Annotated in this window: 11 protein-coding genes; 9 read left to right on the top strand and 2 right to left on the bottom strand. The window is 64.2% G+C overall.

Annotated elements, in window-relative coordinates:
* Positions 1 to 18: 18 nt before the first annotated feature.
* The 9 genes from uvrA to ACFWHR_RS11555 all read left to right on the top strand — a co-directional run bounded on the left by uvrA (position 19) and on the right by ACFWHR_RS11555 (position 10,239).
* Positions 19 to 2,886: an excinuclease ABC subunit UvrA gene (gene uvrA, locus ACFWHR_RS11515; protein WP_382448708.1), complete on the top strand. Its 2,868-nt coding sequence runs from the start codon at positions 19 to 21 to the stop codon at positions 2,884 to 2,886.
* Positions 2,883 to 4,811: an excinuclease ABC subunit UvrC gene (gene uvrC, locus ACFWHR_RS11520; protein ID WP_382448441.1), complete on the top strand. Its 1,929-nt coding sequence runs from the start codon at positions 2,883 to 2,885 to the stop codon at positions 4,809 to 4,811. Before uvrA ends, uvrC begins: the two co-directional genes overlap by 4 nt.
* Positions 4,808 to 5,686 (top strand): RNase adapter RapZ, encoded by an 879-nt coding sequence (gene rapZ, locus ACFWHR_RS11525; protein ID WP_382448442.1) that lies wholly within the window; start codon positions 4,808 to 4,810, stop codon positions 5,684 to 5,686. Before uvrC ends, rapZ begins: the two co-directional genes overlap by 4 nt.
* Before the next feature lie 58 nt (positions 5,687 to 5,744).
* Positions 5,745 to 6,725, top strand: a complete 981-nt coding sequence (whiA, locus tag ACFWHR_RS11530; protein ID WP_382448443.1) for a DNA-binding protein WhiA — start codon at positions 5,745 to 5,747, stop codon at positions 6,723 to 6,725.
* A gap of 114 nt (positions 6,726 to 6,839) precedes the next feature.
* Positions 6,840 to 7,457, top strand: coding sequence for a superoxide dismutase (locus tag ACFWHR_RS11535; RefSeq protein ID WP_382448444.1), 618 nt, complete (start codon positions 6,840 to 6,842; stop codon positions 7,455 to 7,457).
* A 30-nt stretch (positions 7,458 to 7,487) separates the two neighbouring features.
* The gene (locus ACFWHR_RS11540) at positions 7,488 to 8,690 is read left to right on the top strand and encodes a phosphoglycerate kinase (protein WP_382448445.1); all 1,203 of its coding nucleotides are present in this window, start codon (positions 7,488 to 7,490) and stop codon (positions 8,688 to 8,690) included.
* On the top strand, positions 8,687 to 9,523 hold the full coding sequence (gene tpiA, locus ACFWHR_RS11545) for a triose-phosphate isomerase (RefSeq protein WP_382448446.1): 837 nt from the start codon (positions 8,687 to 8,689) through the stop codon (positions 9,521 to 9,523). The genes ACFWHR_RS11540 and tpiA overlap by 4 nt, the downstream gene beginning before the upstream one ends.
* A 62-nt stretch (positions 9,524 to 9,585) precedes the next feature.
* Positions 9,586 to 9,834: a preprotein translocase subunit SecG gene (gene secG / locus ACFWHR_RS11550; protein ID WP_382448447.1), complete on the top strand. Its 249-nt coding sequence runs from the start codon at positions 9,586 to 9,588 to the stop codon at positions 9,832 to 9,834.
* A 39-nt stretch (positions 9,835 to 9,873) separates the two neighbouring features.
* Positions 9,874 to 10,239 (top strand): RNA polymerase-binding protein RbpA, encoded by a 366-nt coding sequence (locus ACFWHR_RS11555; protein ID WP_382448448.1) that lies wholly within the window; start codon positions 9,874 to 9,876, stop codon positions 10,237 to 10,239.
* A 111-nt stretch (positions 10,240 to 10,350) separates the two neighbouring features.
* Here the strand turns inward: ACFWHR_RS11555 and ACFWHR_RS11560 are convergent, their stop codons facing one another.
* Positions 10,351 to 11,982 carry a glucose-6-phosphate isomerase gene (locus ACFWHR_RS11560; protein ID WP_382448449.1) on the bottom strand — a complete coding sequence of 544 codons (1,632 nt, stop codon included), beginning with the start codon at positions 11,980 to 11,982 and terminating at the stop codon, positions 10,351 to 10,353.
* A gap of 2 nt (positions 11,983 to 11,984) precedes the next feature.
* Complete coding sequence (tal, locus tag ACFWHR_RS11565; RefSeq protein ID WP_382448450.1) at positions 11,985 to 13,094, bottom strand: transaldolase; 1,110 nt, start codon at positions 13,092 to 13,094, stop codon at positions 11,985 to 11,987.
* Positions 13,095 to 13,115: the final 21 nt, after the last annotated feature.

Consider the following 13,115-nt stretch of genomic DNA (forward strand, 5'->3'; position numbering starts at 1 on the left):
CCCATCCGTTCCTCCGCAATGCACTCCCAAATCAGCGTGCAGGGCGCTCGCGTGCACAACCTCAAGAACATCGATATCGCGATTCCGCGCGACTCGATGGTGGTGTTCACTGGCCTCTCCGGGAGTGGCAAGTCGAGCCTCGCGTTCGACACTATTTTCGCTGAGGGCCAGCGACGGTACGTTGAATCCCTGAGTGCATACGCGCGTCAGTTTCTTGGGCAGGTGGATCGGCCAGACGTCGACTTCATCGAGGGGCTCAGCCCGGCGGTCTCCATTGACCAGAAGTCGACGAACCGAAACCCGCGCTCGACCGTGGGCACGATCACTGAAATCTACGACTACATGCGACTGCTGTGGGCGCGCATCGGTGTGCCGCACTGTGCAGTGTGCGGCGAGCGCATTGAATCGCAGACCGTGCAGCAGATCGCCGATCGTCTTATGGGTCTTGAAGAGCGCACGCGCTACCAGGTGCTCGCACCTGTCGTGGGGAAGAAAAAGGGGGAGTTCGTCGACCTCTTCCAGGATCTCGCGGCCAATGGCTATTCGCGTGCGCTCGTCGATGGCGAGATGATTCAGCTCTCGGATCCGCCCAAGCTCAAGAAGCAGGTGAAGCACGACATCTCGGTCGTGGTCGATCGACTTGTCGCTGGCCCCAGCATTCTCGGCCGTCTGACCGACTCGCTTGAGACCGCACTCCGCCTTGCGGGTGGCATTGTCGCGATTGATTTCATCGACCGTGATGCGAAGGCCGACGACCGCGTACAGCAGTTTTCCGAGCAGTTGTCGTGCCCGAATCAGCACCCGGTCCAGCTCACCGAGATTGAGCCGCGCACTTTCTCGTTCAACGCTCCGTTCGGCGCCTGCCCGACGTGCTCGGGTCTCGGCACGAGCATGTCTGTGGACGAAGATCTCGTACTCGGTGATCCTGAGCTCTCGATCACCGAGGGTGTCATTATCCCGTGGACGAGTCAGGGCAAAAGTCTGTATCAGTACTACGAGAAGCTGCTCGTTGGCCTCTCAGACGATCTCAACTTCTCGCTGAAGTCGTCATGGTCAGATCTCAGCGATGAGGTGCAGCAAGCGGTGCTCTACGGCAACGACTTCAAGGTGAGCGTGCGCTGGCGCAACCGGTTCGGTCGCGAGATGAAATACTCGTCTGGCTTCGAGGGTGTCATCCCGTTCATCGAGCGTCAGTACGCCGAGGCGGAGTCCGACGCGAAGCGCGACCGGTGGTCGGAGTTCCTGCGCGAGGTACCCTGCCATGCCTGTCAGGGGCAGCGACTGAAGCCCGAGGTGCTCGCGGTGACGGTCGACGGTCAGTCGATCGCGGCTGTCGGCGAACTCAGCCTGCTGAACGCCAAGCGCTTCTTCGACGAGGTCGAGTTAACCGAGCGTGAAGCGAAAATCGGCGCACAGGTGCTGCGCGAGATCCGCCTCCGCTTTGATTTCTTGATCGAGGTCGGCCTGGGCTACCTGACGCTGGCGCGCGCCGCGGGCACACTCTCGGGCGGCGAGGCGCAGCGCATTCGGCTTGCAACGCAGATCGGATCGGGGCTGACGGGCGTGCTCTACGTGCTTGATGAGCCCAGCATTGGCCTGCATCAGCGCGACAATCGGCGCCTCATTGAGACGCTCATCAAGCTCCGTGACCTCGGCAACACGCTGATTGTCGTCGAGCACGATGAAGAGACGATCGAAGCGGCCGACTGGATCGTAGACATCGGCCCGGGCGCGGGCGTCGAGGGTGGCTCGGTTGTCCACTCGGGGCACTACGACGAATTACTCAGCAACCGCGAGTCCATCACGGGTGACTACCTCGCGGGCCGGCGCAGCATCGAGACCCCCAAACGTCGTCGCAAGCGCGACCGCAAGCGCGAGCTGAAGGTGATGGGCGCGCGGTCGAACAACCTGAAGAACGTCGACGCGACGTTCCCGCTCGGCATCATGACGGCCGTGACCGGTGTATCGGGATCGGGCAAGTCCACGCTCGTGAACGACATCCTGTATCGCGTGCTCGCAAACCAGCTCAATGGTGCTCGTCTCGTTCCCGGTAAGCACACACGCGTTACCGGGCTTGAGCACCTCGACAAGGTCGTACACGTTGACCAGGCGCCGATCGGGCGCACGCCGCGCTCGAACCCGGCGACTTACACGGGAGTGTTCGACAAGATCCGCAACCTGTTCGCGGAAACCACCGAAGCGAAGACGCGCGGCTACCTACCCGGCCGGTTCAGCTTTAACGTGAAGGGCGGCCGGTGCGAGGCCTGCTCGGGTGACGGCACGCTGAAGATTGAAATGAACTTCTTGCCTGACGTGTATGTCGCGTGTGAGGTCTGCGGCGGCTCGCGGTACAACCGCGAAACGTTGCAGGTGCGCTACAAGGGCAAGAACATTTCTGAGGTGCTCGAAATGCCGATCGCGGAGGCTGAGCAGTTCTTCGAGCCGATCTCTTCGATTCACCGCTTTATGAAGACGCTCGTGGACGTGGGGCTGGGCTATGTGCGGCTGGGGCAGAGCGCGACGACGCTTTCGGGCGGCGAAGCGCAGCGCGTCAAGCTCGCGACCGAACTGCAGAAGCGGTCAAACGGTCGCAGCATCTACGTGCTCGACGAACCGACCACCGGCCTCCACTTCGAAGACGTGCGCAAGCTGCTCCTCGTGTTGAACGGACTTGTCGACAAGGGCAATACGGTGATCACGATCGAGCACAATCTCGACGTTATCCGCAGCGCGGACTGGGTCATTGACCTGGGCCCCGAGGGCGGTTCCGGCGGCGGCATGATCATCGCCGAGGGTACCCCAGAGCAGCTTGTGCGCGTTGCCGACAGTCACACCGGGCAGTTCTTGAATGAGGTGCTGAACGGCCGAGCGAAAGCTTCGGCTTGAACGACACCGACCACCGCGCATCCTTCCGGCCGGCGCAGGGCGAGATCCCGACTTCTCCCGGGGTCTATCGCTTTAGCGACCGGCACGGCAGGGTGTTGTACATCGGTAAGGCGAAGAATCTGCGGGCGCGGCTCGCGAACTACTTCCAGCCTGAGTACTCACTCATGCCGCGCACGCGCACCATGCTCACGATCGCGGCGAAGCTCGACTGGACGGTCGTAGCGACAGACACTGAGTCCCTGGTGCTCGAGCACACTTGGATCACGGAGTACAAGCCACCCTTCAACGTTCAGTTCAAGGACGACAAGACCTACCCGTATCTCGCGGTCACACTGAAGGAGGTCGCGCCCCGACTCGTCATAACGCGTAACGAGCGTATTCGCGGTGCACGTTACTTTGGCCCGTACCCGAAGGTCTGGGCGCTGCGCGAGACGACGTCGCTGCTGCAACAGGCATTCCCGATTCGCACGTGTAACGATGCCGACTATCAGCGCGCGATGAGCTCGGGAAAGCCCTGCCTCGCCGGGCAGATCGGTCGTTGCAGCGGACCGTGCTCGCAGAAGCTCACGATCGAGGAGCACCGCGAACGTGTGGGGGAGCTCGTCGCGTTTCTCGCGGGCAGCGACACAAGCCATCTGAAGGCACTTCAGCGCAGCATGCGCGAGGCCGCGAGTGAGCAGCGCTACGAGGATGCCGCGAGGCTCCGTGATCAGGCCCAAGCTGTCGAACACGTGATGGAGAAAAACGCGGTCGTGCTCGGACTCGACGTGAACCTCGACGTGTTTGGGCTGCGGTCTGACGAACTCGCCGCGTCGGCGCATCAGTTCATCATCCGGGGCGGCCGCATCCGAGGCGAGCGCAGCTGGATCGTCGACGTCGAGCTCGACGATTCCCCCGAGACGCTGCTTGAGCAGGTGCTGCAGTCGGCGTACGAGGGCGAGCGTGAACCGCCGCCGCAGATTCTGGTACCGCAGCTTCCGGCAAATGCCGCGGCGCTCGAAGAAGCACTCGGCGCCAGGCGTCCCCGGCGCGGCCGCGTCACGATTCGCATCCCCGAACGCGGCGACAAGGTGCAGCTCATGGATCGCGCCGTGCGCAATGCGGGGGAGCACCTGATCCGCCACAAGCTGAAACGAGCGGCAGACCTGACCGCGCGCACGGATGCTCTCGCTGAGCTCCAGCGTGCGATCGACATGGACGAGGCGCCACTGCGCATCGAATGCATCGACGTGTCTCACCTGCAAGGCACGGGTGTCGTGGCATCGCTCGTGGTGTTCGAAGACGGACTCCCCGCGAAGGGCGCCTATCGTAAATATCGGATCGAGCAGACGACCGACGACACCGACTCGATCTACCAGGTTGTGTCTCGCCGTGCGGCCCAGCTGAATGCTGCGCGCGAGGCCGGAGTGGAACCGTCGGGTATTTATCGGGATCGACCGCAGCTGCTCATTGTCGACGGCGGCGAGCCACAGGTGAAGGCCGCCGCACGCGCGCTCGCCGAGGCGGGAATCACCGACATTGCACTGTGCGGCATTGCAAAGCGGCTGGAAGAGATCTGGTTGCCCGGCGACCCGTTCCCCGTCATTCTGCCGCGCACAAGTGAGGCCCTGTTTCTCGTGCAGCGGGTGCGCGACGAGGCACACCGATTTGCGATTACCTTCCAGCGCCAGCGCCGCAGCACATCAATCTCAAGTCGCCTCTCGGAGATCCCGGGGCTCGGCCCCAAGCGGGTGCAGGCGCTGCTCAAGTATTTCGGCTCGGTGACTCGCTTGCGCGCCGCATCACTCGCGGAGCTTTCTGCAGCTCCCGGTGTCGGGCCGAAGCTTGCAGAGCAGATCATCGGCCATCTGCGAACGGACACTGCGTCTGGCGCTAAGCTAGAGGCTCAGTCTGAAGCGAAGCAGGGGGAGGAACTCGGCCCATGAACGACACGGTATCGCGGCAAGAGATCCTCATCGTCACCGGTATGTCCGGTGCCGGTCGCAGCACGGTCGCGAACACGCTCGAAGATCTCGGGTGGTACGTCGTAGACAACCTTCCGCTTCCCATGCTGAAGACGCTGGCCGACATGGCTGACCGCTCTGGCGGGGCGCTCCCGCGCATTGTGGCCGTCGTCGATGTGCGCGGTCGCGATTTGTTTGCAGATATTCAGGCGACGGTCGACGAGCTCCGTGACAATGCCACCGTGCGCGTCGTGTTCCTCGATGCGACAGACGAAATTCTCGTGCGGCGCTATGAAGCAGTGCGTCGACCGCACCCGCTCCAGGGCGAAGAGCAGAGCCTCCTTGAGGGGATCCGTCTCGAACGTGAGCGGCTGCAAGAACTGCGCGCCTCGTGTGACGTCGTCATCGATACGTCACGGTACAACGTGCATGAACTGTCTACCGCGACCCGTGAGTTGTTCTCTGACGACAACACACCCGGGCTGCAGCTCTCCGTATCGAGTTTTGGGTTTAAGTACGGGGCTCCCACGGATGTCGACCTGATGGTCGACATGCGCTTCCTCCCGAATCCGTTCTGGGAACCCGAGCTCCGGTCGCTGACCGGGGTCGATCCCGAAGTGAAAGAGTATGTGCTCGGCCGCGAAGGCGCGGCGGAGTTCCTCGATCACTACGTGGCCGCCCTCACCCCGGTGCTCGCCGGATTCCAACGTGAAAACAAGCGGCACGCCTCGCTCGCGGTAGGCTGCACCGGCGGTAAGCACCGCTCGGTCGCTACCGCTCGAGAGCTTGCCGACCGACTTGCTGGGCTTCCCGGCGTAAGCGTGAGCCTGCGCCACCGCGACCTCGGTCGCGAATAGTCGACGTTTTACACGCCGACCGATTCATCGAAACACTGTCTCCGAAAGGACCCCATTCGTGCTGTCTACCCCCGAGGTCAAGAGCGAACTCGTGCGAATCCCGGTGCAGAGCACCGGAGAACGCGTTGCCGAGGTCGCCACGATCCTCCGTCTTGCAGGCGGGCTGCACACCATCTCCGGCCGGATCGCGCTGGAAGCCGAGCTGCACACCCCGCAGATCGTGCAGCGCGTGCGTAAAGACCTCGCCGAGCTCTACGGCATCCGCTCGGATGCAAAGCAGTTGCCCCCGTCGAGCACACGCCCCGGCGCCCCGCAGTTTCTCGTTCGCGTCCTTGACGGCGAAACGCTCGCCCGTCAGCTCGGCCTGCTCGATCAGCGCCGACGTCAGATCCGCGGTTTGCCCAACCGATTGACCACGGGCGCCCAGCCCGAACTCGCGGCAATCTGGCGCGGTGCGTTCCTTGCCCGCGGTGGGCTCACCGCCCCCGGTCGCTCCGCGAATCTCGAGATCGTGTGCCCGAGCAACGAGGTCGCGATGGCTCTCGTTGGCGCTGCGAGCCGCATCGGCGTCGACGCGAAGAGCCGCGAAATTCGCGGGCAGAACAAGGTGCTCATTCGCGACAGCGAAGCGATTAGCGAAATGCTCGGGCTCATCGGTGCCGACCAGGCACGCACAAGCTGGGATGAACTCCGTCGCGCGCGCGAAACGCGTGCCACAGCGAACCGCCTGGTGAACTTCGACGATGCAAACCTTCGCCGCTCCGCGCAGGCGTCCGTCGCCGCGTGTGCGCGCGTCGAGCGAGCCATGGAACTGCTCGGCGAGGGAATCCCTGAGCACCTCCGGTATGCGGGCGAACTGCGCCTGACGCACCGCGAGGCAAGCCTTGACGACCTCGGAGCTCGGGCTGATCCGCCGCTCACTAAAGACGCTGTCGCGGGCCGCATTCGTCGCCTGTTGGCGATGGCAGACAAAGAAGCAGAGGTGCGCGGCGTGCCCGGCACCGAGGCGAGCCTGCCCGAAGAACTCGACGCAATTTAGCGGCTGGCGAACAGCGGGACAATCCCGGGTGTCACCTGACGCCTTTCCCACCACTGCGAGATGCTGCGCCATAGACTGAATCTGACAACTGTTCATCTAGAGATTGGATCGCCCATGGCCGCCTACTCACTTCCCGAGCTTCCCTATGATTACGCCGCTCTCGAGCCGCACATCAGCGGCAAGATCATGCAGTTGCACCACGACAAGCACCATCAGGCCTACGTGACCGGTGCAAATACGGCGCTGGATCAGCTCGCCGAGGCTCGCGAATCGGGCAACCTTGCCTCGGTGAACAAGCTGGAGAAAGACCTCGCGTTCAACCTGGGCGGCCACGTCAACCACACCATCTTCTGGAACAACCTGTCGCCCGAGGGTGGGGATCGCCCCGAGGGTGAGCTCGCAGCCGCGATCGACGAGTACTTCGGCGATTTCGAGAAGTTCCAGGCCCACTTCACCGCGACCGCGCTCGGCGTTCAGGGCTCGGGCTGGGCAGTGCTCGCATGGGACACGCTCGGTCAGCGCGCGAACATCGTGCAGCTGTTTGACCAGCAGGGCAACCTCCCGGCTGGCACCGTTCCGCTGCTGCAGCTCGATGTCTGGGAGCACGCCTACTACCTCGATTACCTCAACGTGCGCGCCGACTACGTGAAGGCGTTCTGGAACATCGCAAACTGGCAGGACGTTGCGCGTCGCTTTGAAGCAGCGCGCAGCCAGACGCCCGGCCTGATCTAACACCCGCACCTCGAGGAGCCCACTCACCCTATGCGCACCATCGAATCACTCGGAGCGTTGCGTTCCCGGACGGTCATCGTCCGCTGCGACCTCAATGTCCCACTGAGCGACGGCGTCATCTCAGATGATGGCCGCATTCGCGCCTCACTCACTACGATCCGCGAGTTGCGAGAGGCTGGAGCACGAGTAGTGCTCATCAGTCACCTCGGCCGCCCAAAGGGTGAACCCGACCCGCAGTATTCGCTGCGGCCGGTCGCGGAGCGGATGAGCGAGCTGCTGGACGCGCCGGTGCGCTTCGTCGAAGAGACGGTCGGAGACGCTGCTTCTGCGGCGGTCGGCGAACTCTCCGACGGTGACGTGGTGCTCCTCGAGAACCTGCGGTTCAACGCCGCTGAAACGAGCAAGGACGAGTCCGAGCGTCGCGCGTTCGCACAGCAACTCGCGGCGTTCGGCGACGCGTTCATCTCCGACGGATTCGGCGTGGTGCACCGGCAGCAGGCGAGCGTGTACGAACTCGCTCAGCTGCTTCCGAGCGCAGCGGGCCGGCTTGTTGCAGCCGAACTCGAAGTGCTGCAAAAGCTGACAGTAGATGCGCAGCGCCCGTATACGGTTGTGCTCGGCGGATCGAAGGTCTCCGACAAACTCGGCGTCATCGCGCACCTTCTGGAACGCGTAGACACCCTGCTCATCGGGGGCGGCATGCTGTTCACCTTCCTCGCGGCGCAGGGTCACGCGGTCGCCGCCAGCCTGCTTGAGGCAGATCAACTGGATACGGTGCGCGGCTATCTTGCCGAGGCTGAGCGGCGGGGTGTCCGCATCGTGCTCCCGACCGACATCGTGGTTGCCGAGAAGTTTGCGGCTGACGCGGCGCACGAGATCGTCCCCGCAGACGCCATTGAATCGTCAAGCTTCGGCGCCAGTGGGCTGGGGCTCGATATCGGGCCCGATTCTGCTGCAGCGTTCGCGGCGATCATTGCCGACTCTGCCACTGTGTTCTGGAACGGGCCGATGGGTGTGTTTGAACTCGAGGCGTTTGCCGCCGGCACGCGTACAGTCGCTCGCGCCCTCACCGAAACCGACGGGTTCACCGTCGTCGGCGGTGGCGACTCGGCCGCGGCGGTGCGCGCACTCGGTTTCGCTGACGACCAGTTCGGTCACATCTCCACCGGTGGCGGTGCGAGTCTTGAATACTTGGAGGGCAAGTCGTTGCCCGGCTTGGAGGTACTGGCATGACCAATCAGAACACCGAGGTCCCTGAAATTCGGGAGCCGCTGCCGCAGGGAAATCGCACCCCCCTGATCGCTGGCAATTGGAAGATGAATCTCGACCACCTCCAAGCCATCGCGCTGGTGCAGAAGCTCGCGTGGGGTCTGAAAGATGTTCGTCATGACTTCTCCGAAGCCGAGGTTGCGGTGTTCCCGCCGTTCACCGATCTTCGCTCAGTGCAGACCCTGCTCGCCGCCGACAAGCTCTCGCTGACGCTGGGCGCGCAAGATGTCTCGCCGCACGAGTCTGGCGCCTACACCGGCGATATCTCGGCAGCTATGCTCGCCAAGCTCGACGTACGGTACGCGCTGGTAGGCCACTCCGAGCGCCGTCACGGTCACTCCGAAAGCGATGACACGGTCGGGCTCAAAGCGCGCGCTGCGCACGCTGCCGGCATCGTGCCCATGATTTGTGTCGGTGAGACCGCGGAAGACCTCGAACAGCACGGCGCAGCCGCGATCCCGATTGCACAGTTGACCGCGGCGCTCGCTCACCTTCCCCAGGATGCCGAGTTTGTGGTCGCGTACGAGCCCGTTTGGGCGATCGGCAGTGGTCAGGCAGCAACTCCGGAGCAGGCCGAAGAGGTCGCCCGCGCGCTGCGCGAGCACCTGCGTGAGCTACGTGGCGACGACCGTGCGGTTGCGATCCGCGTACTGTACGGAGGATCCGTCGCCAGTCAAAATATTGCGGGGTTCATGCGACAGCCGAATATTGACGGCGCCCTGATCGGTGGCGCGAGCCTGAAAGTCGACGAGTTTACTCGGATCATTCAGTTCAAGAAGCACGTGACGGCCGGCTAACTCGGCTCCACGCTATACTGGACGTTGGCCTTACGCGCCCGCGACCTCGAAAGGTGCACTTCGTGCTCATTCTGAAGATCATCCTGCTCGTCATCCTTGTGCTGACAAGCCTGCTGCTCACGCTGTTCATCCTGCTCCACAAGGGGCGCGGTGGTGGCCTCTCCGACATGTTCGGTGGCGGCGTGACCTCGAGCCTCGGCTCATCGGGAGTCGCGGAGCGCAACCTCAACCGCATTACGGTCGTCGTGTCTCTCATCTGGGGCGCATCGATCATCGGCCTCGGGCTTATAGCGCGCTTTTCCGTCGTCTAGTTCGACGCGCAGACTCCGACAGCAGCAGAAAGGTAATTCGTGGCAGGCAGTAACGCCATCCGTGGCGCACGCGTCGGTTCCGGCCCCATGGGGGAGAAGGATCACGGCTCACGCGCCGAACGCACGCAGATTTCATATTGGGACGCCCTCGGCAATGAGACCGTTCGCTACTTCGCAGCGGACGTTCCGACCGAAGACATTCCCGAGCAGATTGATTCTCCAACGACCGGCCTTCCGGCCGGGCGCGACAAAGAGAATCCGCCGTTGCTCCCGAAGAACGAGCCTTTCAAGACGCACCTCGCGTATGTGAAAGAGCGTCGCACGCCCGAGGAGGCGGAGGAGCTGCTCGAGGCGGCACTCCAGAAGCTCCGCACGCGTCGCGGCACCGCACGCAAGTCGGCGTAGACCGCTACCGCAGTCGACAACACAGAGAAGGGCCCCGGGCAGTTGCCCGGGGCCCTTCTCTGTGCGTTTCTGTGTTGTGTGCGCCGTGTTGCGGGCGGCTGCTCGCTTCGATCAGTCCTGGTCGAGCGCCGCGATGAGCGCTGTGACGGTCGCCGCGGGGTCAGGGCACGAGAGCGCGAACACCGGCCTGCCGCGCTCGGCGAGTACGGTGCGGTCGCCGCGCGCTTGCGCGGCAATAAGAGCGTCGAAGCCTCGCTCGGAGCCGGGGATGGGGAGCGGTGTGAGATCCTGCGCCGTGAGCTGGAGGAACGCCGCTTCCGCAGGCCCGCCCTTATGGAGCTGACCGGTCGAGTGCAAGTAGCTCGGCCCCCACCCGAGTGCCACCGGCTTCGCGAGCTGTTCTGCGAGTTCGTCGCGCAGACTCTGCAGCGGAGCCGCCTCGTCGCCCTGAGGATCGAGGTATGCCTGAACCGACACATACCCTGCACCACGTGCGGCTTCGCGCAGCTGCGCGATCAGCCCTGCAGCGTCTGTGATGTCGGAGCCCTCGGGCGCCGCGACCAGGCTCGCCCCGGCGAGGTCTGTGAGTACGCGGCCGCCGTCACCCGCATCGGCAGCGTCACTGTCGAGTGCGCTGCGCGCGGCAACCTTCGCTGATTCAACGTCGGGCTGATTGAACGGGTCGATGCCCATCAATCTGCCGAGAACTGCTGTGGCAACCTCCCAGGTCAGCAGCTGCGCGCCCAGAGTGCCCGAGACGGCAATTGCGGTGCGTGAGTCAGTTGCTCGCGCAGCGTCTTCCCCGTCTCCTGCAATAGTGACGACGATCGCGCTCTCGGGAACCTCAGCGAGTTCGGGCGCGCCCGTTTCGAGGGCGATGGGCAAGACACCGTGGCCGTCTTTACCCGTTGACTCAGCGACGAGCTGCTCGATCCAGTGACCGAGCCCCCAGCTGGCTGAGCCGATCTCGGTTACTGCCAGCACGAAGCGCCGGGGGAGTCCGGTGGCGACGGCGGTCGCAAGGCGCAGCGCCGGGTTCTCGGCTGAATCAACCGCGAGCGTCTCCCGCACGGCTTCCGCTTCGGCGACGAGTGCGCGCAGATCGGCTCCCGCGAGGCCCGAAGGCACAAGGCCGAACGCCGTCAAAGCCGAAAAACGGCCTCCGACGTTCGGATCGGCGGTAAAGACTCGACGGCCCGCCGCGCGTGAATCTGCTTCGAGCGGTGAACCCGGGTCCGTCACGATCACGACGCGCTCCGTGGGCTCGATGCCCGCAGTGCGGAACGCCGCTTCAAACGCGGCGAGGTGGCTGCGGGTCTCGATAGTGCCGCCCGACTTCGAACTCACCACGACTGTGGTGCGAGCGAGATCGCCGGCAAGCGCGCGTCGCACGACGTCTGGATGCGTGGAGTCGATCATGGTGAGATCAACTCCCGCCCAGCGCGTGATGACGGCGGGGGCCAAGCTTGAGCCGCCCATGCCGCACAGCACGATGCGGTCGACGCCGGCCGCCTGTAGATCGCTTCGAAGGGACTCGATCTCGGGGATCAGCGCGTTCGCGGCCTCGGCGACGTCGGTCCATCCGAGGCGCACTGCAGCCTCCGCCTCCGCGGCTTCGCCCCAGAGCGTTGCGTCGTGCGCGAAAATGCGACTCGCGACGCGATCGGTGACGAGCGATTCGAGAGCGGAAGCGCTTTCCTCCGAGTTCGCGACACCCTCGGCGATGGTCACTTCGAGTGCCATGCTCAGCGTGCCTCTCGAAGTGCCTGCTCCACCGTGCCCAGCAGCTCGGCCCAGGAGGCGTCGAACTTCTGCAGGCCTTCCTGCTCGAGCAGCTCGGTCACCTCTGCATAGTCGACGCCCTGGGCGTCGATCGCATTCAGCACCTGGTTGGACTCGAGATACGCTCCCGAAATCGTGTTTCCGGGTGCGTGGCCGTGATCGGCAAACGCCTGCAGCGTCGCCTCGGGCATCGTGTTGACCGTGTTCGGCGCGATGAGACCCGTGACGTACGCGGTGTCGACGAGCGCGGGATCTTTCACACCGGTCGAGGCCCACAACGGACGCTGCGGGTTCGCGCCAAGCCCCACGAGGAAGCTGGCTCGCTCGCTCGCGAACGACTGCTCGAACACCTCGTACGCGAGACGCGCGTTGGCGATGCCAGCCTGGCCGGTGAGCGCGAGCGCCTCGGGCGTGCCGACCTCCCGCAGTCGACGGTCGACCTCTGAATCGACGCGTGACACGAAGAACGAAGCGACCGAGTGGATCGTCGAGATATCGATGCCGGCGGCACGCGCACGCTCGAGTCCAGCGAGGTAGGCGTTGATGACCTGACGGTAGCGCTCAAGGCTAAAGATCAGCGTCACATTGACGCTGATTCCAGCGGCAATGGTCTCGGTGATCGCGTCGAGACCCTCGACCGTTGCCGGAATCTTGATCATTGCGTTCGGGCGATCGACGCGAGCCCAGAGCTCGCGAGCCTGCTGAGCGGTGCCGGCGGTATCGCGGGCGAGGCCGGGCTCAACTTCGATCGAGACACGGCCATCGCGGCCGTTCGTGTCGGCGTACACCCCGGTGAGCAGATCGCACGCGTCGGCGACGTCAGCGGTCGTCAACTCGACAATCGCGGCATCGGCGTCGAGGCCACGGGCGGCAGCGTCAGCAAGGCGGTCGCCGTAACCGTCGCCCCCACCGATTGCGTTCGCGAAGATCGTCGGGTTCGTGGTGACGCCGACAACATTGAGCGTCTCAACGAGGGAGGCCAGTTCGCCGCTCTCGAGGCGGCGGCGCGACAGGTCGTCGAGCCAGATGCTGACGCCGGCCTCGCTGAGGGCGGCGGTGTGGGAATTTGACACTGAGTGATATTCCTTTCGGGA

The sequence above is a fragment of the Leucobacter sp. NPDC058333 genome, assembly GCF_042726155.1.
GTDB lineage: Bacteria > Actinomycetota > Actinomycetes > Actinomycetales > Microbacteriaceae > Leucobacter.